General features: G+C 40.8%; 20 protein-coding genes and 1 tRNA gene. 14 read left to right on the forward strand and 7 right to left on the reverse strand.

The window, feature by feature from the left end:
* Window positions 1-10 precede the first annotated feature (10 nt).
* Both lpxL and tolC read right to left on the reverse strand, forming a co-directional pair.
* Window positions 11-964, reverse strand: a complete 954-nt coding sequence (gene lpxL, locus KO525_RS13555; RefSeq protein WP_215964361.1) for an LpxL/LpxP family Kdo(2)-lipid IV(A) lauroyl/palmitoleoyl acyltransferase — start codon at window positions 962-964, stop codon at window positions 11-13.
* A gap of 116 nt (window positions 965-1,080) precedes the next feature.
* Window positions 1,081-2,412: an outer membrane channel protein TolC gene (gene tolC, locus KO525_RS13560; RefSeq protein WP_215964362.1), complete on the reverse strand. Its 1,332-nt coding sequence runs from the start codon at window positions 2,410-2,412 to the stop codon at window positions 1,081-1,083.
* 219 nt (window positions 2,413-2,631) lie between these two features.
* On the opposite strand from tolC, the gene nudF reads away from it, so the two are divergent.
* The 6 genes from nudF to KO525_RS13590 all read left to right on the forward strand — a co-directional run bounded on the left by nudF (window position 2,632) and on the right by KO525_RS13590 (window position 11,171).
* Window positions 2,632-3,252, forward strand: a complete 621-nt coding sequence (gene nudF, locus KO525_RS13565; protein ID WP_215964387.1) for an ADP-ribose diphosphatase — start codon at window positions 2,632-2,634, stop codon at window positions 3,250-3,252.
* A 7-nt stretch (window positions 3,253-3,259) separates the two neighbouring features.
* The gene (locus tag KO525_RS13570) at window positions 3,260-3,730 is read left to right on the forward strand and encodes a DUF1249 domain-containing protein (protein ID WP_215964363.1); all 471 of its coding nucleotides are present in this window, start codon (window positions 3,260-3,262) and stop codon (window positions 3,728-3,730) included.
* A gap of 38 nt (window positions 3,731-3,768) precedes the next feature.
* Entirely contained in the window at window positions 3,769-4,356 is a 588-nt protein-coding gene (locus KO525_RS13575) for a YqiA/YcfP family alpha/beta fold hydrolase (RefSeq protein ID WP_215964364.1), read from the forward strand.
* 290 nt (window positions 4,357-4,646) lie between these two features.
* Window positions 4,647-6,542: a DNA topoisomerase IV subunit B gene (gene parE, locus KO525_RS13580; protein ID WP_215964365.1), complete on the forward strand. Its 1,896-nt coding sequence runs from the start codon at window positions 4,647-4,649 to the stop codon at window positions 6,540-6,542.
* Window positions 6,543-6,752: 210 nt separating this feature from the next.
* Window positions 6,753-8,870: an ATP-binding protein gene (locus KO525_RS13585; RefSeq protein WP_215964366.1), complete on the forward strand. Its 2,118-nt coding sequence runs from the start codon at window positions 6,753-6,755 to the stop codon at window positions 8,868-8,870.
* 141 nt (window positions 8,871-9,011) lie between these two features.
* Complete coding sequence (locus KO525_RS13590) at window positions 9,012-11,171, forward strand: PHB depolymerase family esterase (RefSeq protein ID WP_215964367.1); 2,160 nt, start codon at window positions 9,012-9,014, stop codon at window positions 11,169-11,171.
* 72 nt (window positions 11,172-11,243) lie between these two features.
* Here KO525_RS13590 and KO525_RS13595 read toward each other — a convergent pair whose 3' ends face one another.
* Together KO525_RS13595 and mutH are read right to left on the reverse strand one after the other, a co-directional pair.
* Window positions 11,244-11,792 (reverse strand): DUF1415 domain-containing protein, encoded by a 549-nt coding sequence (locus tag KO525_RS13595; protein WP_215964368.1) that lies wholly within the window; start codon window positions 11,790-11,792, stop codon window positions 11,244-11,246.
* Window position 11,793: 1 nt separating this feature from the next.
* Window positions 11,794-12,474: a DNA mismatch repair endonuclease MutH gene (gene mutH / locus KO525_RS13600; protein WP_215964369.1), complete on the reverse strand. Its 681-nt coding sequence runs from the start codon at window positions 12,472-12,474 to the stop codon at window positions 11,794-11,796.
* Window positions 12,475-12,623: 149 nt separating this feature from the next.
* Between mutH and rppH the strand changes: the two genes are divergently transcribed.
* From rppH to KO525_RS13625, 5 genes are read left to right on the forward strand one after another with little or no spacing between them, the layout of a single operon-like run.
* A complete protein-coding gene (rppH, locus tag KO525_RS13605; RefSeq protein ID WP_215964370.1) occupies window positions 12,624-13,214 on the forward strand; it encodes an RNA pyrophosphohydrolase in 591 nt (196 codons plus the stop codon).
* Between the two features lie 11 nt (window positions 13,215-13,225).
* Window positions 13,226-15,508: a phosphoenolpyruvate--protein phosphotransferase gene (gene ptsP, locus KO525_RS13610; protein ID WP_215964371.1), complete on the forward strand. Its 2,283-nt coding sequence runs from the start codon at window positions 13,226-13,228 to the stop codon at window positions 15,506-15,508.
* Window positions 15,509-15,519: 11 nt separating this feature from the next.
* Window positions 15,520-16,320 (forward strand): sulfite exporter TauE/SafE family protein, encoded by an 801-nt coding sequence (locus KO525_RS13615; protein WP_215964372.1) that lies wholly within the window; start codon window positions 15,520-15,522, stop codon window positions 16,318-16,320.
* 9 nt (window positions 16,321-16,329) lie between these two features.
* The gene (gene lgt, locus KO525_RS13620) at window positions 16,330-17,145 is read left to right on the forward strand and encodes a prolipoprotein diacylglyceryl transferase (RefSeq protein ID WP_371744411.1); all 816 of its coding nucleotides are present in this window, start codon (window positions 16,330-16,332) and stop codon (window positions 17,143-17,145) included.
* A 15-nt stretch (window positions 17,146-17,160) separates the two neighbouring features.
* Complete coding sequence (locus tag KO525_RS13625) at window positions 17,161-18,012, forward strand: thymidylate synthase (RefSeq protein WP_215964374.1); 852 nt, start codon at window positions 17,161-17,163, stop codon at window positions 18,010-18,012.
* Window positions 18,013-18,137: 125 nt separating this feature from the next.
* Here KO525_RS13625 and KO525_RS13630 read toward each other — a convergent pair whose 3' ends face one another.
* The gene (locus KO525_RS13630) at window positions 18,138-19,505 is read right to left on the reverse strand and encodes a serine hydrolase (RefSeq protein WP_215964375.1); all 1,368 of its coding nucleotides are present in this window, start codon (window positions 19,503-19,505) and stop codon (window positions 18,138-18,140) included.
* Window positions 19,506-19,796: 291 nt separating this feature from the next.
* Between KO525_RS13630 and KO525_RS13635 the strand changes: the two genes are divergently transcribed.
* Window positions 19,797-21,194 (forward strand): M28 family metallopeptidase, encoded by a 1,398-nt coding sequence (locus KO525_RS13635; protein ID WP_215964376.1) that lies wholly within the window; start codon window positions 19,797-19,799, stop codon window positions 21,192-21,194.
* Between the two features lie 85 nt (window positions 21,195-21,279).
* Window positions 21,280-22,908 (forward strand): DUF342 domain-containing protein, encoded by a 1,629-nt coding sequence (locus tag KO525_RS13640; RefSeq protein ID WP_215964377.1) that lies wholly within the window; start codon window positions 21,280-21,282, stop codon window positions 22,906-22,908.
* Window positions 22,909-22,997: 89 nt separating this feature from the next.
* Here the strand turns inward: KO525_RS13640 and KO525_RS13645 are convergent, their stop codons facing one another.
* Entirely contained in the window at window positions 22,998-23,528 is a 531-nt protein-coding gene (locus KO525_RS13645) for a peroxiredoxin (RefSeq protein ID WP_215964378.1), read from the reverse strand.
* 37 nt (window positions 23,529-23,565) lie between these two features.
* Window positions 23,566-24,378: a putative RNA methyltransferase gene (locus KO525_RS13650; RefSeq protein ID WP_215964379.1), complete on the reverse strand. Its 813-nt coding sequence runs from the start codon at window positions 24,376-24,378 to the stop codon at window positions 23,566-23,568.
* Between the two features lie 184 nt (window positions 24,379-24,562).
* Here KO525_RS13650 and KO525_RS13655 point away from each other — a divergent pair.
* Window positions 24,563-24,639, forward strand: a tRNA-Trp gene (locus tag KO525_RS13655).
* The last annotated feature ends 585 nt before the right edge of the window (window positions 24,640-25,224 follow it).

Consider the following 25,224-nt stretch of genomic DNA (forward strand, 5'->3'; position numbering starts at 1 on the left):
TTTTCTATTTTTATTTATACAACGAAGGATCTGCTTCGTTAGGTCTGGTTTTAAATCGGCGGTGAACCCACATATACTGTTCCATGTTATCTGCAACGGCTTCTTCAACCCACTGATTGACTAATGTCGCATTGGCTTCAGCATTGTCACCTGGATAATTTTCAAGTGGCGGTAAAAATTCGATTTCGTACCCTTGAGTGCCGGGTAATCTTTTCAATTTTGTCGGTATCGTCGTGGCATTTTTATGTGAGGCAAATATCTCTGTGCCCGTCGTTGTCGCCGCTTGTGCAACATCAAAAAACGGTACAAATACACTGCGTTTTTTACCATAATCGTGATCGGGCAAATACACGGTGACTTCACCTTTTGATAACGCTTTTAGCAATCCTTTAACATCCCATTTACCCACCATATACTTATTTGAAACACAGCGTCCGCGATATTGAACCCATTCGAGCACTTTATTATTGTGTGGTCGATAAAAACCAACACATGGATAGCCTTTTTCGCCCAATACGCGCGCCATCATTTCGAGGGGTAAAACATGGAAAAACAATAAAAAAATACCTTTTCCCTGAGCCAACGCGGAATCTATATGTTGTTGCCCTTTGACGTGGACAATTGATTGCACTCGCCATTTTGGCCACCACCAGGACATCCCGCTTTCAAATAAAGCGATACCTGCATTTTTAAAATTAGTTAATACCAATTTCTTACGCTCGTCCTCAGGCATATTAGGAAAACAAAGTTGCAGATTTGTTAGCGCTATGTCGCGACGACGTTTCATTATTTTATGAAGTAAAGAACCAATTCCACTCCCTAAACGAAATTGAATTGTCAAAGGCAACCAACTCAACAAGTAGAGAAATGAAATGCCAATCCACGTGAGCCAAAATTTAGGCGCAAGCAATGACAAAGAAAACTTTGGCGCTTGAAACTTTTTAGATACAGAAGTTGTACTCAAAACAATTACCAATTGAAAATGTTGTGGGAATTTTACCCCAACCGTGGGGTATTGATAACCTTTAATTTGACATAAAAAAAGGAGCGATACGCTCCTTTTAATAAATTAGTTTTTGGTTAGCTCGCGCTTAACCCTGAATTAACAGCGTTAACATCTTCTGCTGTTAACAAACCTGAGGCTTGTTTAAGGTTCATCATGGCCAAAATATAGTCATAACGAGTAGAAGATAGCTGGCTTTTTGCACGGTATAAATTTTGTGTGCTGTCTAATACATCAACGATTGTACGTGTACCCACTTCAAAACCTGCTTGAGTCGCTTTTAATGCGCTTTCTGCTGATATGACTGATTGTTCTAATGCTTTGATCGTTGAAACTAATGCCGTAACGTCTGCATAAGATGTACGAACTAAGCGAACCACAGCACGGTGCGTTTCTTCACGGTCTTCGCTGGCATACACATAATTTGCTTGAGCTTGACGAACTGCACTGGAGGTTGCGCCACCAGAATATAATGGCACGTTAAGCGTTAATCCGATTGAGTTGCTGTTTAGCGCTTCAGTATCAAATGTACTTAAGTCAGTATCTTGTGAGCTTATTGACGCATTTAACGTCAAGGTTGGGTAGTGACCAGCACGAGCTCGTTTAATATCAAACTTTGTCGCTTCTAAAACTAATTCTTTTGCTTTAAGTTCTAAATTATTATTTTCAGATTTAGTGACCCACTGCTGTACTTTTAATGGTTTTGGCAATGTTGCAGAGAATCGTTCAGTATTTAAGCCGTCAAATTTGGCATAATATTTACCGGTAATTTCTCGGATGGCTTCTTTTGCAATTTCAACGCTGTTGCTTGCGCGGATTTCAGAAGCGACTGAGTTATCATATTTGGCCTGCGCTTCATGTACATCAGTAATTGCAGTTAATCCAACGTTAAATCGTTGTTTGGTTTGTTCAAGTTGACGTTCGATGGCTTTCTTTTCAGCCTGTACAAATTCCAAATTATCTTTGGCTTTTAATATATCGAAATAGGCTTTAGTAACGCGAGAAATTAGCGCTTGTTTCGCCAAGTCATAACCCGCCTGCGCTTGTAATGCACGCTTTTCAGCAGCATCAAGTGAATACCAGGTATCCATTCTGAAAATGGCTTGGGACAAAGAAATACCGTATTGTAAATCTGTATATTCGTTGTCATTGACAGCAAACGTAGTTGAATCGATTGATTCAGAATTTGACAATGTATAAGAACCCGTCAGGCTGACACTTGGTAGTAAACCAGAAAATGCGGTTTTTTCAGATTCTCTTGCGATATCGTATTGTGCCTTTGCCTTTAAAGTGGCAGGATCATTTCGCATTGCATCTTTGTATGCGTCTAAAAGACTTGTAGCAGATGTTGGCAAACTTGCAGCTGTAAACAATATCGCTAAAGATGCGGTTAAAAATGATTTTCTCATCGTGTTTCCTTAGTTGAAAGCGAATTTCCAAATACATATATTGGGTTAATTGTCAGCATTGTAACGTTTCTAATTGATATAAGTAACGTTTTAGTCGTAATAAAACAATGCTAAATGTAACAGAATATGTGCTTTTCTCTCTTTATTATAATCAAGTTGTATTAGAAGTCTCTAATATAAGTAAATAATTTTACTCTAAAACGGACAATTTATATGTCAATGAAGCCATTTACTTCACAATTCAACCATTCTGACGTAAAAAACCTTAAAAAAGAAACCATCTATCAAGGTTTTTTTAAACTAGAACAATATTCTTTCCAGCATAGCCTATTTGCCGGTGGTGAGAGTGCAGTTGTTTATCGCGAAATTTTAGAACGTGGTGACGCAGTTGCCGTCTTACCCTATGATCCAAAAACCAATCAATTGGTCTTTATCGAACAGATCCGCATCGGCGCGATTAATGACAAAAAGTCTCCTTGGTTATTGGAAGTCGTTGCCGGCATGATAGATAAAGATGAAACAAAAGAACAAGTTGCACTTAGGGAGGCCGAAGAAGAGGCAGGGTTGATTGTCGAAGAGCTGATCCCAATGTTAAACTACTTATCCAGTCCAGGTGGCACAACGGAACGAATTCACCTATTTTTAGGCATTGTCGATACGACAGAAGTGGGTGGCATCTATGGTCTTGCTGAAGAACAAGAAGACATCAAGGTACATGTAATGGATTTTGATGATGCGTTGGATTTGTTTAATCAAGGTGTTATCGATAATGCATCGACTGTAATTTGTATTCAATGGTTGGCATTAAATAAAAGTAAAATAGATACAAGGTTTAAATAATATAAAAATGACAGCTGTGCGCCGCGGGTTTGGCCAAAAATATGTCCCTAACCTTAAAAAACTGCAACATACTTGCACCCGCAACTATGGCTTATTGCTGCGTCTTTTACCTATGGAATATAACTTGAACCAAACTTGGGTGTTATCCATATCAAAAAATTTGACCTTTGAGTTAACGGTCACTGATATTAGCCGTTACACTGAATCTTTTACTCTTTTACAAGTGGATAGTCAGTTACCTGTAAACATGAAAACAAATATCGATTTTCGTGTTTACCATGATGCACAAATGGTTGAGGTTACCGGTTTTCAAAAGCAAAACTGGATAAAAGCAAACAATCCTTATCCAAACCCAAAGTTGCATCATAAAGATGAAAAGGTTCAAGTTAATTTGTTATTGAAAGACTGGTTAAACTTAGTTGTCAATCATCAAGCGAGTGGCGTAGACCCTTTAGTTCAAGCGCCTGTCTCATTATAAATTTCCAAGTCTTTAAAAGGTAAATTAGGTTAATAAGCATGGATTCAATTCTCTATTTACATGGTTTTCATTCATCACCATATTCTGCCAAAGCGCTGGAGTTTAAAAAGCAAATTGAGTTAAATCATCCTCAAATTTCTGTTATCGCGCCGCAATTGGCGGCTTTGCCACAAGACGCTATTCGACAGGTAACTGAAGTTGCCCAGCAATTTAGCGATCAATTAATTGGTGTAGTTGGGAGTTCGATGGGCGGGTATTTAGCCACCTATTTACACAATGAGTTTCATTTGCCTGCGGTCGTAATTAATCCAGCTGTTAAGCCATTTGAACTATTAGAAAGTTATAAAGGGGCGCAAGTCCACCCTTTAACAAATGAACGTTATACTTTGGGTGATGAGCATATGGCACATTTACGTGATGTTTATCAACCAACGGTTCGCGACGGAAAGTTAGTTTGGTTGTTGCAGCAAGAAGGTGATGAAGTTTTAGATTATGACCAGGCAATCAAGCACTACCAAGACTGTCTTATCACCTGTGAAAAAAACGGCAGTCACGCATTTGAGGGGTTTGAACGATATCCAAATGATATCGTTGAATTTTTTCTAAAGAGCAAGCCGACACGTTAGCTCAGTATCAAAGATAGGATTAAGTCGCGTGACCGTTTGGCTTATTGGTAATTTGTTCAATAGCTGAACAGCCTTTGAACACTGACGTCAGGCGCGAATAAGCGTTACTTTATTTATGAGTAATAACTCGCTTTGATTTCCAACATGAGCTACAAATTATATTCCGTAAAAATAAAAATAGATTTGGTCCCACACTAAATTTATTCCTAAATAGTGCTTTATGTTTGCTACGTTCCTCGTTAATCTTGTCTCTATATTAATAAAAACAAAAACGCTAAATCCGACACCCTATGACAGACCAATCCTATAACGCAGAAGCTATTGAAGTCCTAAATGGACTCGAACCCGTACGTCGCAGACCGGGAATGTATACCGATACAACTCGGCCAAACCATCTAGCGCAGGAAGTAATCGACAATAGTGTCGATGAAGCGTTAGCGGGCCATGCGCAGTCAATTTTTGTCATATTACATGAAGACAATTCATTAGAGGTCCAAGATGATGGACGTGGAATGCCTGTGGATATCCATCCAGAAGAAGGGATCCCAGGGGTAGAGCTGATCTTAACCAAATTACATGCCGGTGGTAAGTTTAGTAATGCCAGCTATGAGTTTTCTGGTGGTTTACACGGCGTTGGTGTTTCGGTAGTTAATGCGTTAACAACCCGAATGGAAGTTAAAGTTAAACGTGACGGCCAGCATTATGGCATCGCGTTTGAAAATGGCGATAAAGTAGAAGATCTTTCCGTAATAGGCACTGTTGGTCGTCGAAATACCGGAACCAATGTTCGATTCTGGCCAGACGCGACTTATTTTGACTCTGCTAAGTTCTCCATTTCTAAACTGGTCCATAATATGCGCGCAAAAGCGGTATTGTGTCCTGGATTGCGAATTAAGTTTGATAACAAACAAACAAAAGAAACATATGAGTGGTATTACGAAGATGGTCTTAAAGATTATCTAATAGACTCAGTGAAAGAATACATTAATTTGCCAGAAGACCCATTTACAGGTAGTTATTCTGGTAATTTAGAAGCTGCTGATTGGGCTATTACCTGGTTGCCGGAAGGCGGTGAAGCGGTTGGCGAAAGTTACGTAAACTTAATTCCAACGGCCCAGGGCGGAACGCACGTAAATGGATTACGGCAGGGATTGTTAGAGGCGATGCGTGAATTTTGCGAGTTTCGAAACTTGCTGCCACGTGGTATTAAACTCACCCCTGAAGATATTTGGGAACGATGCAGCTACATCTTGTCGGTGAAAATGCAGGACCCACAATTTGCTGGGCAAACAAAAGAGCGATTATCATCGCGCCAATGCGCCACATTTGTCTCAGGCGTAGTAAAAGATTCCTTTAGTTTATGGCTAAATACCAATACTGATATTGCGGAACAACTGGCTGAATTATGTATTTCAAATGCACAAAAACGCCTAAAAGCCGCTAAAAAAGTTGTTCGTAAAAAGGTCACTCAGGGGCCCGCATTACCAGGTAAGCTAACAGATTGTTCGAGCCAAGAAATTGGCCGCACAGAACTATTTCTCGTCGAAGGTGATTCAGCTGGTGGTTCGGCGAAACAAGCTCGAGATCGAGAAATACAAGCGATTATGCCGCTTCGAGGTAAGATCTTAAATACTTGGGAAGTGGATGCCGGTCAGGTTTTGGCATCACAAGAGGTTCACGATATATCGGTGGCGATAGGAATGGATCCGGATTCAACTGATCTGACACAATTGCGTTATGGCAAAATTTGTATCCTAGCGGACGCCGACAGCGATGGTTTGCATATAGCCACATTATTGTGTGCTTTGTTTACTCAACATTTCAGGCCCTTAGTGGAACAAGGTCATGTATATGTTGCGATGCCTCCGTTATATCGTATTGACGTTGGTAAAGACGTGTATTACGCATTAGATGAAGGTGAAAAAGACGGGGTTTTAGACCGCATTGCTGCAGAAAAGAAAAAGGGCAAAATAAATGTCCAACGCTTCAAGGGTCTTGGTGAAATGAACCCGCTGCAATTGCGTGAAACGACGATGGATCCAAATACGCGTCGGTTGGTACAATTAACCATTGATGAAATTACACCAACGATGGAACTACTTGATATGCTGTTGGCCAAAAAACGTTCAGGTGATCGTAAAATTTGGCTAGAAAGCAAAGGCAACAAAGCAATGGTAGAGGTGTAACCAATCGAATTTTTGCCTGTAGGTCAATAGTATACAACGTCGAGTAATGTAACCTAACGTACTTACTCGACGACTTATCACCACTGTTTATCCCTCATTATTCTAATCTACGTGTCTGTTGTTGTTTGTAATTTGTCTTTGTGATTGGTAAATCCAAAGTAATGTTGCTAAGTTGTTATTATCAAATATATTTGGATAACAATTCGTTTTATGAAATTGCTGGAACCTACTTCAGTTGCAAATGTTCGGACCGAAATCGTAGATACTATTCTTGCCGTCGTCGCGTTATTTTCTGTTTTTCAAATTGCGGCATTAATGTGGCGCGCCACAGAATTTTACGACCCAGTGCACTTTATTCGAATTGCACTTCTTGTTTTGCTTATTGCGACTTATCTTTTTAGAAATCGAATACCGCATATTATAAAAAGCGCAGTTTTGATCTTTTCAACGTTGATAATTGGAATTTCCTCCCTGTTTGTATTTGGCTTAACCGCCGCTGGCACGTTATTACTGTTAAGTGGCGTCCTCACCACAGGATTAATTTTAAGTCATGCCATGGCGCTTGTTTTTTTAGCGGTTAGCTTATGTACGCTTGGCTATTTTGCGTTGTCGGCTCATTTAGGAACGCTGGAGTTTGTCAATTCTGCTGATTCATTCAATCTAAGCGTTTCAGCTTGGGTTAACCAAATAATGGTTTTTACTATTCTAGTTAGCTTATTGCTGTTTACGATAAAAAAAATGTTTACTGTTTTGATGGAAGCAAATATTCGATTAAGTGCAATGTCAGAGGACAGCCAAAAAGAAGCACAACGAGCCAATGATTTGTTGTTAGCGGCAGTGGACGCTATGCCGTATCGTGTTTTTTGGAAGGACACTAATTTGGTGTATCGAGGGGCCAACAAGCTCTTTTCCCTTGATGCCGGTGAAATAGACGCATCGGAAGTGATCGGTAAGTCAGATTTTGATTGTCCATGGATAGCAAACGCTGAAGCGTATCGGGCAGATGACCAGTTAGTCATGGATACAAAAACAGCTAAGTTGAATTTTGAAGAAAAACAAACAACGCCCTCCGGCGAAAACATCTATGTTATGACCAATAAAGTGCCGTTAATTTCTGCACAGGGTGACGTTATCGGGGTATTAGGTACTTACGATGATATTACCGAGCGAAAATTATTGGATTTGGAATTAACCAAAGCCAAGGCGGAAGCCGAAGCGGCAAACATTGCGAAAAGCCAATTTTTGGCCAACATGTCACATGAAATTCGAACCCCGTTAAGTGGCATTAATGGCTTGATAAATTTGACTTTAAAATCGGATTTAACTGAGACACAAAGAGAGTATTTGAGTAAAGCAAAGCGTTCGGTTAGTAGTTTGTCTGTGATCATTAACGACATTTTAGATATATCAAAAATTGAAGCCAATAAGCTTGTTATTGAATCAATCCCTTTCTCTCCGGCTAGTTTAGTGAATACTTTGCGGGATTTAATTGAACCGCTCATCGTTGATAAAAATATCGATTTTGTTGTCAAATGTGACTTTTCTGAAGAAGTGTTTTTAGAGGGTGATCAAACGCGTATCTTACAAGTGTTAATTAACTTGTGTTCAAATGCGATTAAATTCACCGCCTCTGGTTTAGTTGAGGTTGAGCTAAAGTGGCAGGAACAAGAGGAACGGTTACACTTCTCCGTTGAAGATTCGGGGATTGGTATATCAGTGGAGGATCAACAAAAGTTATTTACCAGTTTTAATCAAGCTGACGGTTCGATTACACGAAATTATGGTGGCACCGGATTAGGCCTGTCCATTGTTAAAAACCTGTGTTTCTTAATGAATGGTAAAGTAGAGATAGAAAGTGAAGTTGGCAAAGGCAGTCGCTTTTTTGGATATATCTCGTCAAAGCGCGCCGAACAAAAAATAGAAAAGTTACAAGTTGCAAGTTTGCCATTAAATTTATTCGGTCTAAATATTTTGCTGGTGGAAGACAATGCCATTAACCAACTTATTGCTGAGCAAACATTAGTCTCAGAAGGGGTTAATGTGAAGTGTGTGGAAGACGGAATTCAGTGTCTAGATTCTCTGGAAAATGAAGAGTTTGACCTTGTCCTAATGGATATTCAAATGCCTAACATGGATGGGATGGAGGCGATTAAGTTAATAAGAACACAACCAAAGTTTGCACGGTTGCCGGTCATCGCACTAACGGCAAATGTGCTGTCGCATGAAGTGAAACAATACTATGAAATCGGGTTTAATGCCCATGTAGCTAAACCGTTTGACCGAATAGACATACTCGACGCGATTAAGCTGGTATTAAATCAACATTAACCTGAAACTTGTCGTATTTTAGGTGGTTTTTATTGTCAACGGTTGTTAGAGGGTAGTAGCTCTAAAGTAGCATATACGCGGTTAACTCGCTCATCTACCTTGTTGATTGTTTAAATTATAAACAATCAACAAGGTGAAATAATGATAATAATAAATAGAATATATGGTTTTTTCCTCCTCGTGAGCCTCTTTTTTGCTACTTCAGTTAATGCTGGAAGCTGGCAGCAAAATGTCAGTATTGGTGGTTTTAACAATGTCCATATTTATACTCCTGACTCTTCCTCTGCAATTGGTGTGGGCAAGTCTCTACTGATTGTACTTCATGGATGTGTGCAACCTATTAATAATTACTTAACTGCGCAACTTGAAGACGCGGCAGAACAACATGGCATGGTGGTCGCAGTTCCCGATGCGATGAATAAAGCCGGTTACAGTTGTTGGTCGTATTGGCAAGGCACTAAAAATCGAACTTCAGGTGATTATAAAAATTTGATTAACCTGGCTAATGCAATGAGCGGTGACGCATCTCGAAATATAGATGCAAATCAGGTATACCTTGCTGGTTTGAGTTCTGGTGGTGCATTTACCCAACAGGCCGGTTGTGTGGCACCTGATGTATTTGCGGGAGTGGCACCAAGCGCGGGACCCACCCTAGGCACAAGTTCTAACGGTGCGTTAAACAATTGTGAAGTGGTGACTCCAACCACCTTTAAATCACGTTGTGAAAGTTATGCAGGGTCTTACTCGGCACATCTTGATACTCAAATAGCAGTGGTCGGTCACGGCACGGCAGACACTACAGTTGACACCTGTTATAACCAACAAAATGCCAATGGTTACGCCAATGTTTATGGTGTTTCACAATTGTCTGGCAGTACAACTATTTCGGATGGTACAGGCCATACTGCATCTGAAACTTTATGGACTGGTAATCGAGTTGCGATGGTGTGGTTTGATGGTTTAGATCATTCTTGGTCTGGTGGCGCTGGTGCTTCAGGGGACTATATTGCATCTAATAGTATTAACTTTGCATCTTATCTCGGGCAGTATTTTAGTGACAATAACCAACGTGTGGATCGTAATTCGGGGCCTGTCATCACAGTATTAAATGCAGTAGACAACAATAATGTCTTAGCTATTTCAGGAAATGCTATAGATGACGATAGTAGTGTCACCAATGTTGAAATCGTCATTACCGATGTTTCAACTACAACACCTACTGCTGTTGCGACAATAAACACGACAGCTGCAACTAATAACGGTTATTTCTCTGCAGATTCTACAACCTTAAATGATGGTTTATATTTAATTGAAGTTCGTGCCACGGACGATTTAGCAAAAACAGGAGACACAGTTTCGATTACAACTCGGGTTGGACCTGAGCCTCCAGCGACAGCACCACAAATGTCTGACGTCACTGTAGCGGTAAGTGGTCAATGTGCAACCATTTCAGGTTCGGTACTAGATCAAAACCAAAACTTGTCATCAGTTGAAGCAAGTTTTACAAATGGCGTTAAGGTAGCCACAGTCAATAGTAATCAATTTAATGTCGAGCAATGTGGGTTATCCGGTGGGACGCAAACTGCAAATGTTACCGCAACCGACAGCACGTCTTTATCGTCTACAGTACAGGTAAGCTTTACAATAGATGCTGGAAAAACAGGGGATTACAATTATCACATCGCGGAAGGTCATATAACCTGGGGATATGGTTACTCGGCCTGTTATCTAGAGTTTGGCACTAACGATTTTACGATGCGCGAATATCAAGCAGGTTCAACTCAGTGTAATTGGGTCGCCGATGGTGCACCAAGTTGTAAGGGACAAAACCAGGCATGCTCAGCGCAAACAGGGCCTATAGATAGTGATAATGACGGTATCGATGATAATCTTGATAACTGCCCAAACATGACAAATAGTGATCAAGCTGACAACGACAATGATGGCTTAGGCAATGTATGTGATGCAACACCTAATGGTGGATCAACAGACTCTGACAGCGATGGCATCGCAGATAGCTTAGACAATTGCCCCAATATGGCCAATAGTGACCAAGCAGATAATGATAGTGACGGATTAGGCAACGTATGTGATGCAACGCCAAACGGTGACTATTCGTGTACAGAATATACTTCGAGTAACTATAGCCATGTAATGGCAGGCCGTGCGGTAAATTATTATGGGTACGCCATTGCGGTAGGGTCCGGTGATAACTTAGGTTATTACAATATTTACGTCACAAGCACCGTTGCTGAGATAAGCAATGGTCATTTTGAAAAAGGCTCATGCAGCTCATATTAAACGTCTAAAATACTAGTCGTTTGAAAAGAGTGTCCGCGGACACTCTTTTTTTTACCTGACAAAAAACGATGGTCAGGTTTTATCCTGAAATAGGTTTTGAAATTGCGGTTCTGTAAGTCGGTTCAAAGTATCAATATTGTTTTCAGGGATCTGTTCTGGGTTTGGGTATTTTTCCACGAGCCGAGTTAACGTCGCTTCTCGTAAAATATGGATGATAGGAAAGGGCGCGCGATTCGTGTAATTCTCTCTGCTATCTTCCTCAACCCCATCAAAAACGTAATCTGGATGGAAACTCGCGAGTTGCAATACCCCTTCAAGGTGCATAGATATTAACAACTGCTGAGCTTTGTCGAGAAAGTCCAGGTAGTCATAAAAATCATATAAATGATCTGGGACAACAAATAACGTTGTATCCGTTAGGTTAGGGTCGGTGTCGGTTAAAAATCTCAATTCTTGCTGGAACTGATTTAATACAGCTTTGTCTTTTCGGGCGCCACATACCGCCACTTTAATTTGGTTATTTGTTCGTGGTTTTTTAGCAAAAGGACAAAGGTTTAGGTCGATTACGATGGAATCAAGCCATTGCCAAACCTGTTTTTCTACACTTAACTCTAGTGGCATATCAAATCTCTAAATCAAATTGTTGGCGCAATAACGACTTGGTAAAACTGGTGCGAATATAAAACCCTTTTGGCGGCGCATACGTTGGGTTGCCCTCTCGGTCGACCCCCGCACTGCGAACAGAACTGTCAGCTGCTTTTGGCCTTAGTTGCAAAGCTTCACCTAGTTTTGCCGTAATTTCATCATGTTTACCCAGTACAATGAGGTCCGTTAGCTCACCCCAATCGGTTTTTAATATTTGTTCTTGTTCTGGTGTCATTTGCCACAAAAATGGCATGGCAATTTGACGATCTTTTAATGGAATTGAGCGCTCGGCGATTATTGGCACCCACAATACATGGGCCAGTTTTTTGTAAACTAACGAGGTACGCCATTGTTCCCCTAACGCAGGTGACAGCGGTGCAACGCAAACGTAAGTGGTTTCTAGCGGGGCGCCTGTTCGAGAAATTGGAATGGTTTTAAGTTCAATCCCTAAATGCTGGAAATCCGGTTCCGGTAAATTCCCCGCGGTTGCGCCTAAATAAGCTTCCACCAACTGACCAACCCAGCCTTTTTCGGTTTGCAGGTTTTCCGGCATTTTTACTTGCAGCTCTTCAGCAATATCCGCAATGGTAAGTCCCGCAATGAGATCCATCCTGTGCATTAATTGTTCAAGTGTTTTAGGAGCTTGTATCGTTATCATTAAATGCCGTCATTTCATAAATGGGTAATTGTTGTTCATTAATATTATCTGAATTATCACTTAATTAAGCCAGTATTAATTAAGGTTTGCGATACTTTCCGCTTTATGGAAGAATCAGGTCATATAGAAAAATTAAAGCAGGTGAAACTGTGATTGATGCCGAAGGGTTTCGTCCCAATGTTGGCATCGTGATTTGCAACCACAAAGGTCAGGTTTTCTGGGCTAGGCGGTTTGGTCAGCATTCTTGGCAATATCCGCAAGGTGGCATAGATGAAGGCGAAACTGCAGAACAGACAATGTTTCGTGAGTTGGAAGAAGAAGTAGGGTTAAAACCAGAAGACGTTGAAATTTTGGCGGTGACCAAAAACTGGTTACGTTATAGACTGCCTAAAAGGTTGATTAGACGTGATAGTGCTCCAGTCTGTATTGGACAAAAGCAGAAATGGTTTTTACTGCGCCTTCGTTGCAAAGAATCCGATGTAGATTTATTAAAGACCTCTCATCCAGAATTTGATGATTGGCGTTGGGTAAGTTATTGGTATCCAATAAGGAATGTTGTTTCATTTAAACGTGACGTTTATCGCCGCGTAATGAAGGAATTTGCGCCCGTCGTGATGCCAAGTGGCAGGCCTAATACAAATCGAGGTGACTCGTTTGGTAATATGCCGTCGAGTAATCGGCAGAAACGCAGGGGCCACAAGAAACAATTTAATAGGAATAAACAGCAAAATCAGCGCTGAAAAAAGACTTTATGTTAGGTGACCTCAGACGAATTGCCCACTCCTTTGCGCAAGAGCCCTCATTAGATGTGGCTCTAGCGTCGCTTGTTGCCGACATTAAAACGTGCCTCGGTACTGAGTGTTGTTCTATCTATTTGGCTGAAGCCGACCAAAGCCTTTTACGACTTAAAGCAACAGATGGCCTTAATCCTTTAGCGATTGATAAAACCACCATGCGTTTTGACGAAGGACTAACCGGTTGGGTTGCTCAACGTGAAGTGCCAATTAAAGTGCATAATGCGCAGCGTCATCCACGATTCAAAAACTATCCAGATGTGCAGGAAGAGATATTTTCAGCATTTTTAGGTGTGCCTATTATTCACCGACGTGTTGTACTCGGTGTAATTACGATTCAGCAATCCAAAGTTCGGTTTTTTGACCAAGACGAAGAAGCTTTTCTTGTTACGCTCTCAGCGCAGCTAGCTTCGTATATTGCCAATGTAAGTGCACGTTTAAAATCTGAATTAACGTCCTTAGAAATGGATACCTCTGGTCTTGTACTGACTGGGGTTTCGGGTGCGACAGGAGTAGGGATTGGACATTCATTTTTAGTTCAAACTAACATCAACCTTGCCGATGTATCACTTAAAAAATCAGAAGATTTTGAAGGCGAAAAAAGCCGATTTTACGAAGCGGTAGAAGCCACTCGTGCCGACATTATTGATATGTCTGAACGCATGTCTGCGCATTTACCAGCCGACGCGTTAGCGATTTTTGACATCTATTTACAGATGTTAGACGCGGCCAGTCTTGGCAACGAAGTTGTTGGTAAGATCAAAGATGGTTGGTGCGCAATATCCGCATTAAAAATAGTGATTGAGCGATACATATCTGAATTTGAGAAAATGGAAGATGCGTATATTCGCGAACGCGCTGTAGACGTCAAAGATCTCGGTCGCAGATTACTTGAATATCTAACGACGGAATCAAGCAAGTCACTTCCTGTGCCTGATTCAGCGATACTGATCGCTGAAGAAGTCACCGCGTCGATGTTAGCAGAAGTGCCAAGAGAAAAAATTAAAGGCATAGTGTCAATCAAAGGTGCGGAAAACTCGCACGCCGCGATTATGGCTCGTGCACTAGGCATTCCTGCGGTAATGGGCTTGCGTGACATACCTTTATTGCAATTAGACGGCGTAGATATCATTGTTGACGGTTATAACGGGCAAATCGTTATTTCTCCAAACGATGCAATCACCGCTGAATATCGAGATTTAGAGTCGGAAGATCTCGAATTTACTAAGTTATTAAAGTTAGAAGCTGATGAAGTTGCTCGTACAGCCGACGGCCACCGAGTTTCGTTATTTATTAACTCGGGAATGGGATTTGACGGTGAATACGCCGAGCAGGAACACATAGAAGGTATTGGACTCTATCGTACCGAATACCCATTTATGATGCGCCAACGTTTTCCGTCAGAGCAAGAACAACAATTACTTTATCAACATGTGTTAGGTGAGTTTTCAGGCAAACCGGTTGTTATGCGAACACTCGATGTTGGCGGTGACAAGCAGTTGCCATATTTTCCAATAGTTGAAGACAATCCGTTTTTGGGGTGGCGTGGTATTCGATTGACACTCGATCACCCTGAAATATTTTTAGTGCAAATTAGAGCCATGATCAAGGCGAATGTTTTTACCAATAATTTGCATATTATGTTGCCAATGATTTCTGATATTGGCGAAGTAGAAGAATCAAACCGATTAATTAACCAAGCGTACAATGAAGTTTCTGAAGAGTTGCGAGAAGCCGATCATGCAGCGCAGGTGCCTAGACCTAAAGTTGGCGTGATGATTGAAGTTCCTTCAATCTTGTACCAGTTAAAGCAACTAAAAGGATTAGTGGACTTTTGTTCAATAGGAACCAACGACTTAACTCAATATCTATTGGCCGTTGACCGCAATAACGACAAAGTTGCGCATTTATATGATGCGTATCATCCAACGGTATTGAATGCGATTAAGACCATTGCCGATGTCACAAACGAAATAGGTATTCCGTGTAGTGTCTGTGGCGAACTCGCAGGTGATCCTGGTGGTGCCATGTTATTAACAGGAATGGGTTTTACTCAATTAAGTATGAATACACAAAACTTACTTAAAGTTAAATGGGTTCTTAAAAAGTCAAACTCTGAAGAGTTGAAAGATTTGGTTGAGGACGCGTTAGATTGTACACGTCCAGACCAAGTGAAATTTCGAGTGAACCGTTATATTTTGAACATCGGTGCAGCTGGCATATTACGAGCTGGTGGGTAATAGGGCAGTCGTTGGAAGTTTTAATTTATTTACCTTTTATGGGAATGCTGGCTGGATTTTTGGCTGGGCTGCTCGGTATTGGCGGTGGCATCGTTCTTGTTCCTGTGCTTATTTATTTGTTGCCTATCTTACCTATGGTCAACGAAGACAATGTTGCAATTTTAGCGATAGCAACGTCACTTGCGACCGTAATTGTTACCGCATTTTCTTCTAGTAAAAGTCACTTCAAAAAAGGCAATGTCGACATTCGATTTGCGTTACCCGTTGTAGTTGCCGCTGCGTTAACCTCAATTATTGCCTCCCATGTCGCAGCGCTATTAGCCAGTAAGACGTTAACTTTAATATTTGCCATCATGTTAATGATTTTATCTGTGCAAACGTTTCGCGGTGGAAAAAAATTGAACTTGGAAGGTGTTGTGCCATCAAAGCTACAACTTATTTTCGGTGGCAGTTTGACTGGATTTTTGGCGTCGTTAGCAGGATTAGGTGGGGGCGCAATTTTAGTGCCTTATCTCACCTATATTGGTGTTGGCATTCGCAAGAGTATCGGCACCGCAGCATTATGCAGCATGGTGGTGGCCTTGTTTGGTTCGTCTGGCTACTTAATAGCCGGTTGGCATTGGACTGAGTCAGACCAGTTTATAGGCTTTATTCATTGGCCAAGTGCGTTATGTATTACATTGTTTTCGTATTTCGCTGCACCTTTTGGTGTTAAAGTTGGGCAAAGCTTAGATCAAGTCCAGCTGAAAAAAGTGTTTGCAGTTTTTATGGTGATCGTTTCGGTCAAGTTATTAGTTGAACAATTTATTTAAAGAGAAGTTATTTTGACAGACCCTATTATTTTCCCTCAAATTGACCCTATCATCGTATCATTAGGGCCGTTGGCTATCCGCTGGTATGGATTGATGTATTTAATTGGCCTTGGCTTTGCTTACTTTTTAGCCATCCGAGAAGTTCGCCGTGGCCGCGCACCATTTACCGAACAACAGGTCAGCGATTTATTATTCTACGGATTTATGGGCGCTGTGCTCGGTGGCCGTTTGGGCTACGTTATGTTTTATCAATTTGAACGATTTTTAGAAGACCCAACTTATCTCTTTATGATGCACCAAGGTGGAATGTCATTCCACGGGGGATTATTAGGTGTAATTGCTGTTTTATTAATTTTTGCCAAACGCACTAAAGTTACGTTATTCCAAGTGGGTGATTTTGTCGCACCTTTGGTTCCATTTGGGTTAGGTGCTGGTCGATTAGGTAACTTCTTAAATGGCGAACTTTGGGGCCGCACCACCGATGTTCCATGGGGCATCGTATTTCCTGGCGCTGGGCCAGACCCAAGACACCCAAGTCAACTCTATGAGTTTTTCTTAGAAGGGTTTGTATTGTTTGCCATTGTTTATTGGTACAGCCGTAAGCCCCGTGCTGTTGGTTCAGTCGGTGGTTTATTCTTAATTGGATACGGTAGCTTCCGCTTTATTGTCGAATATTTCCGTCAACCTGACGATCATTTAGGGCTACTTACGTTAGGTATGTCCATGGGCCAATGGTTGTCGTTACCTATGGTGTTGGCCGGGGTGGTTGTGATGGCAATCGCATTTAAACAAGCGGCAAATAAAGCGTCTCAAGCAACCGCATAAATTAGTGGAGAAATAATGAAACAGTATCTTGAACTCTGCCAACGTATCGTTGACGAAGGCGTGTGGATTGAAAATGAACGCACTGGAAAACGTTGCTTGACGGTGATTAATGCCGAACTAAATTATGATGTTGCAGCTAATCAATTTCCTCTGATCACAACTCGAAAAAGTTATTGGAAAGCTGCGATTGCAGAATTGTTGGGCTATTTGAAAGGATTTGATAACGCAGCTGATTTTAGGTCTATTGGCTGTAATACTTGGAATGCGAATGCGAATGACAACGAAGCATGGTTAAACAATCCTCACCGTAAGGGTGAAGATGACATGGGCCGCGTATATGGTGTACAAGGTCGCGGCTGGGCAAAACCAGACGGCGGGACAGTAGACCAATTGCGCAAGCTTGTGGATGATCTGAGCAAAGGCATAGATGACAGAGGAGAGATCCTGTCGTTTTATAATCCAGGAGAATTCCATATGGGTTGTTTACGTCCGTGTATGCATACTCATACGTTTTCTCTATTGGGTGATACCTTATATTTAACCAGTTACCAACGTTCGTGTGACGTCCCGCTGGGACTAAACTTTAATCAAATACAAGTTTACGTTTTACTGGCATTGGTAGCGCAAATTACCGGTAATAAGGCGGGTCAGGCGTATCATAAAATCGTCAATGCGCATATTTATGAAGACCAATTGGAACTTATGCGTGATGTGCAACTTAAACGCGAGCCGTTCGCTTCACCTAAATTGATCATCAATCCTAAGATCAAAACTCTAGAAGATATTGAAACTTGGGTAACATTAGATGACTTTACGGTCGAAGGTTACGAGTGTCATGAAGGTATTGCTTACCCATTTTCGGTTTAATCCTTAAACCTCAGATAACTTACTATTTGAAAATTAAAAAACGGGAACCTTGTGTTCCCGTTTTTGTGTTTCGAAATTGGCTGATTGAATATTAGTTAATGCGCCGTTAAACGAGGTAGGCTGAATTAATTTGCCATCGACTGTACTTTATCTAGTAGTTTACGATAATTATCAACCATAGGATATTCGCCACTAGTCCAACCGAGTCTCACGAATATGACGTTTTCTGATGGAATGATCATCACCGATTGTTTTCTATTTCCTAACATTGCATACGCGTCTTCGGGTAATTCGGGCCAGCGTAGCGTTGCATCGCCACGATTAAGCCAAAATTGATAACCATAAGCTTTTTCGTTTTCACTGCTGTTGGGCAGAGTGGCTTTGGTGACCCATTTCGACGAAAGAACTTGGTTGTTATTAATTCGACCATTTTGCAGCATGATCAGACCAAACCTAGCCCAGTCCCGGGCAGATGCGTACAAATAGGAGCTACCTACTAATACACCAGACGAATCAGTTTCAAATACTGCAGTTTGAATTCCAGCAGGGGCCAATATTTTTTGCGACAGGAATAACTGATCTGATGTAGGACTGTTTCCTAAAGTTTGGTGGATTAACCGCATTAATAAGTTTGTGGTGCCAGAGGAATAATAAAAGTGTTGTCCAATATTTTCTTGAACCTTGCTTTGCATAGCAACATCAGACGCACTTTGTGCAGTAAATAACATGTGCGTCGCGTCGCTTCCGGGCGCATAGGTTTCGTCAAAACCTAAGCCACTGGTCATCGTTAACAATTGGTTTAATTGGATATTGGCTCTGTCATCATCTTGCCATTGAGTAAAAAGTCCGTTTTGATTTAGCTGTATTAAGTGCATTTTATTCATTGCGCCAACAAGCATTGCAGTGACACTTTTAGCCATTGACCAGCCGAGTAGTGGAGTAGAGCTTGTCACTCCTTGGCCATAACTTTCGGCAATCAGTTTACCGTCTTTAATAACAACGAGCGCTCTAGTATTAAGACCACTCGAATTGTCCTGCTGTAAAATAGTCTGCGCCAATAGTTGGATTTTACTGGAGACATCTGGTGTGTTTACACCGGCAGGCCAAGGCGCATCTTGATTACTGTGCGCTGAACGAATTTTGACGGGGGGCAACGGTGTATCGTTATCGACTCGCAAAGTACACCCGGCACCTTCACGATATTCAGCGGTTACTTTTGACATGCCAAATAAACTCGCCGTGACTTTTTTAGGATCATCTGCGTAGTTTAGCTCAACAAGTTCTGTCACTGGCGAATAGGTGCTTAGATCAGAAACGATTTGTTTTGGCTCAAATAAGGAGACATAACGCGCTGAACAAGCTAGTTTAGCACTTAAGCTTGTGGCAACTTCAATGGCATGACCAAGATGAAATATTGAAAAACCAAGGAGCCAAGGCGGTAATACCAAAGCGACAAATAATACAGAACTCGCCGCTAATATGCGTTTTTTCATTTGGGTTATCACTTTAATAAAATTTAGATTAATGTCAGTTGAGGTCAGCATAAGGTGTTTGCGGAGGGTTTTCTAGTGACGGTTTTATGAATACCAATGCAATTGTTTTGACCGCGATGAGCCGATAGTATGGGGGATGAATCGACGCTCTATTCGTCGCAATTAAACTGATGTTCAACGATGTTTACGCGTTATTCGCCTATTTAGGGAAAAGGCTTATTTTTTAAAGTTGATTTAAGCGTATAGTGTTCACTCATCAATATTCGCTGTATTTGAATTTTAGGACACAAAATGGTCTCAAAGATATCTTTTGTATTTGGTGCAATTGCATCTGTAATGTTAAGTCATAGCACAGTTGCCTCTGACATATCTCAAACAAATCAAGCTGGGTTTGATGCAAACCAGATATTGGCCCAAATTCCCGGGCAAATTTCAGCGAGTCGAATTGAATCCGATATCAAAAAACTTGTCAGTTTTGGGACAAGGCATACGCTATCAGAAACAAAATCGAAAACTCGCGGTATCGGCGCGGCTCGTCGTTGGATTAAATCTGAGTTTGATAAGATTTCGGCGGAATGTGGCGGTTGTTTAACTGTGTATTACCAGTCAGAAGTTATATCCGGCGAAAAGCGCATCCCAAATGCGACAGAAGTTGTTAGTGTCATCGCGATTCAAAAAGGGACGAGCGATCCTAATCGTTATGTCGTTATGTCCGGTGATATTGACTCACGTATCTCTGATGTGATGAATTTTACCGATGACTCACCAGGTGCAAATGACAATGCATCGGGCGTTGCAGGCACTATTGAAGCAGCCAGAGTATTATCTAAGTATCAGTTCCATGGCAGCATAATTTATGCTGCACTGTCTGGTGAAGAGCAGGGGTTATTTGGCGGAAAAATCATGGCTAAAAAAGCCGTTGAAGATGGTTGGCATATTGAGGCTGTGCTTAACAATGACATGATAGGTAACATTCAAGGTGTAAATGGCGTCATTAATAATACGACAGCACGTATTTTCTCCGAAGGTACGCGTGCAACAGAAACAGACAGTGAAGCAAGGAGTCGTCGATTTTCGGGTGGCGAAGTTGATTCTGCTAGCCGAAATTTGGCCCGTTATATCGATAGAATTGCTGATTTATACATTCCTAATTTAGATACGATGATGATTTATCGTCTTGACCGTTTTGGTCGCGGTGGACATCACAGACCATTTAATCAAGTCGGTTTTCCTGCTGTTCGAATCATGGAAACCAACGAAAATTACCAAAGACAACATCAAGATATCCGTGTTGAAAATGGCATTTCATATGGTGATACTATCGATGGAGTGGATTTCGATTATGCAGCAAAATTAACGGGATTAAATGCAGTTTCTCTTGCATCAATGGCGAGTGCCCCAACACCCCCTAACAAGGTTACGATTAAAGGCGCTGTAGAACCAGATACTACATTTTCCTGGGAAAGGGTCAATGCTGATACCAACCCACAATTGATTGGATATAAAATATATTGGCGACTAACAGATTCATCACAATGGCAATTTAGTCGTTTTGTTGGAAATGTGAATAATTATGTATTAAAAAATGTTGTTATTGATAATTATTTCTTTGGAGTGGCAAGTGTTGCCGCAGATGGCACGGAGAGTCCAGTAGTGTTTCCTGGTGCAACTGGAAATTTTGGTATGTAAATTAGAGTGTTACATTAGAAATTTTCAGTTTTATTCAGGCCTAGTTTTTGCTAGCTTAATGTAGTTCCATTTTTAGGGTGTAGTTTTGCAACATATCGATTTTATAGCAAAAAATGATGATCTACTGGTTTCGGTAACGTTAACTGGCGGAGAGAGAAAGGTTACAGCCGACGATGTAGCTAATGCGCTTCGACAATCATCTTATGGCAAATTACCAATTGATGACACTGTCGTTGAAGACTTTGTGGTGCAATGTGAATTTGAGTTAAGCCAGCTCGAGGAAAACGAAACCTCACTTCCAATTACAGTCCCTTTAGCTAAAGTTGCAAATGCCGAAATTCAAATAACGGTATCACGTGATGAAATGTCTGCGGAAGCCGAAGTAATCAATGCGATTGGTGGGAAGTCGATTAACTTTGAAATGGTGAAACAAGCCTGTGTTGATGCAGGGATTCGATTTGGTTTAAAAACATCTTTAGTCGAACGATTACTAAAAATGTGTCGTGAAGCCGAGCCTGGAGAGGTAGTTATTTCTGAAGTTGCTGTTGGTAAACCCGCGGTTGACGGCAGAAATGCTCGCTTTAAGCCACTTGTAACTATTTTCTCTGAAACCGTTCGACGTCCAAAAGAGAATGCAAAAGGAAGTGTAGATTTACGAGATCTAGGAGAAATTAATACGGTAGGTAAAGGCCAAGCAATTTTACGAAAAATACCTTTTACCGAAGGTACAGTTGGACGTAATGTCCTTGGTGAAGAGCTGCTCCCTGTACCGGGAAAAGATCAAGAACTTGTGGTTAGTCCTTCCACTGCAATCTCGTCAAAAGAAGCCAGTATTCTTGTGGCAAGAAAGACCGGAATGGTTAGGTTTAACGGACGTGTAATGGAAGTAGATGACGTTATTTCTTATCAACAGCTTGATCCTAAACAGGGGAATGTAAAATTTAAAGGCAGTGTCGTAATAAAAGGCGACGTTGCACCTGATATGAAGATCATTGCTACAGGTGATGTTATCGTTGGTGGATTTGTCGAGTGTTCAACAATTAAATGCGGTGGTGATCTAACTATAATGTCAGGCGCGTCGGGACGACAAGTTGAAGATGAATATAATTGTAAATTAAGTTCAGGTGCGAATATTCATTTGGCTTTTGCGAACCAATGTGAAATTACCGCTAAAGGTTTAGTGACGATTAGTCGCCAGGTTTCACACTGCCATGTTAACGCCGAAGCGATGTTTGTCGGTCAGGGAGATATTGCTAATGGGCAGATTTCTGGTGGACGTTATAATCTTTGTAAGCATTTAACAGCGGGTGTTATAGGGACTGAATCTAATGTACATTGCGATATAAGTCTAAATCGCACTTATGACATTTTCCTCGAAAAAGAAGCGCAGATATCGTTGTGGTTAGATACGATAAAAGAGCGATTTGATGCTTTAGAAAATAAACATGACAGTGTTATGGATCCAGCAGTCAAAGCTGAGTGTCAGAAAAAAATGATTGTTTTAGGACAAAAATTAGATAAATACAATGGTCAACGAAAAGCCCTTATAAAGAAACGACGTGAGTATATGTCGAGTGTCAAAGTCGAGAGTTGCCAAAAATTATATCCTAAAGTGACTGTTTATGTCGCGGATAAAGTTTTATTAACGGATAGTACAAAAGGGCCGTCGCGGGTACAAATGGACGAATATGAGTTGGTCATCAATCCGCTGTAATATGACGAATGTGATGCATTGGCATTATTTTTAATGAGGCTTAAATTATAGGGGATGACGTACGACATCCCCATACATTGCCAACTTTTTTAAGCTGATTTTTCAAAGTTAAGCATTTTCATATACTTAGCCATGTCTTCTGCAGAAGAGCTTGGTCTTACATTCTTGTCTATCATGACAATTTTACCAGCCTTGTCGATATAAAATGTATGTCGTTTAGCATAGCCCATAAAGCTCACACCATAAGCATCAGCTACGTCACCTTTAGGGTCACTCAGCAGTGGAAAGTCGGCACTCGACTCTTTTGCAAACTTCATATTCGCGTCAACTTCATCTGTGCTTGCCATAAAATACTTAACATTAAACTCTTTAAGTAGATGTCCGTTGTCAGCTAAAGATTTGCACTCAATTGTGCAGCCTGATGTAAAAGCTTTAGGGAACCAGGCGATAATGACATTTTGTTTGCCTTTAAATTCCGATAAGGTGTAAGTCTTACCGTCACTGCCGACTAATTTAAAATCAGGGGCTAGGGCACCAACCTTGATATCGTCCGCCATAGACGATAATGAAAATGTTAAAAGCAATATAATGCCAAGTACATTTTGTAATTTAGTTTTCATAAAAATTCCTATTTTGGGTTAGACCGATACATACGTTTTATTGATAGGTATCGATCAAAAATTCAAACTCAATATTAAGTTCTTCATTTTGTTTTAACTGTTGCAACTTATCAGGTTGAATTTTCCAACCAAATGGTGTCATTAATAACAAGTGTTCGATGTCTCGTTTGTTGACTGTGCGTGTTTCGGTTACTGTAATTTGGTCTATAAGGATAAAATCGCCTAGCGGTTTTGGCTCGTCATGAAGCTGTGGGGTTTCATAAACAAACTGTTTGAGTTGCCATAAATGTCGCGGGCCGGGAGTTACTCTAATTATCTTTCCGTCTTCTGCCAATATACGGCGACACTCGGTTGCGACCAATGGTGCAAATACATTAACAATCGCATTTGTGGTTTTGTCCCCAAAAGGAAGGTGTGAGATGGTTGCCACACTATAGTGAACCTTGTTATTGCGCTTTGCAGCATATTTCACAGCCGATTTTGAAATATCAACACCGTAGACGGCCTCGGCAGATAATGCGGTTTCAATTTCATTTGTATAATAACCTTCACCACAACCAAGATCGATAATGGTCGACGGTGAAAACTGTGTGAGTAGCGTAATAATTTTGTCTCTTAAAAATTGGTAATGACCCGATGTAAGAAATTCTCTGCGTGCAAGTACCATGTTTTTATCATCACCTGGATTAAGCGATTTTTTAAGCTGCACAGGCAGTAAATTAACATAACCTTCTTTTGCAAAGTCAAAATTATGAGCATTGTCGCACGTAAGGCTGTTTTCAGATTTTTGTAATGGTGTTAAACAAATAGGGCAAATATAGTTTGGAGCTGTTCTTGGCACTATGGTCATATGGATCATTTATCGGGTTAAAACGTTTGTCTGATTATAAACGAAAGGGGTAGTTAAGCGTGAAATTATTTCTGGTTGCTTTTTCTGACTAATAAATCAGCACTTGAACCACAAATTGTCAAAAAGTTGAAAAAGTTTCTTTACGTATTTGCTTCTAACAGTATAATTGGCCCGACTTCGATGCAGGGGCGTAGTTCCAATTGGTAGAACAGCGGTCTCCAAAACCGATGGTTGGGAGTTCGAGTCTCTCCGCCCCTGCCAATTCTTTTTTTAAGAATTGTACGAAGTTAAAATAAACCGCTTAAATGCGGTTTTTTTGTGTCTGAAATTTGTGTTTTAGATTAATAGAAGAACAGCGGTCTCCACTCTCTATAAAAGCATCGATGGTTGGGAGTTCGAGTCTCTCCGCCCCTGCCAATTTTTTTTTAAGAATTGTACGAAGTTAAAATAAGCCGCTTAAATGCGGTTTTTTTGTATATGGATATACTTATCCTTGAAGCCCATGGACGGAAAGCGTAAAGGGTTTGTGTCTGAAATTTGTGTTTTGGATTAGTAGAAGAACAGCGGTCTCCACTCTCTATAAAAGCATCGATGGTTGGGAGTTCGAGTCTCTCCGCCCCTGCCAATTCTTTTTTTTAAGAATTGTACGAAGTTAAAATAAACCGCTTAAATGCGGTTTTTTTGTATATGGATATACTTATCCTTGAAGCCCATGGACGGAAAGCGTAAAGGGTTTGTGCCTGAAATTTGTGTTTTGGATTAGTAGAAGAACAGCGGTCTCCACTCTTCTTAAAAATTCGATAATTTCAGAACTAAAAACGTCATTCCAAAAGAGCATTAGCGATA

Origin of the sequence: Psychrosphaera sp. B3R10 (genome assembly GCF_018861025.1) — a bacterium.
Classification (GTDB): Bacteria; Pseudomonadota; Gammaproteobacteria; order Enterobacterales; family Alteromonadaceae; genus Psychrosphaera; species Psychrosphaera algicola.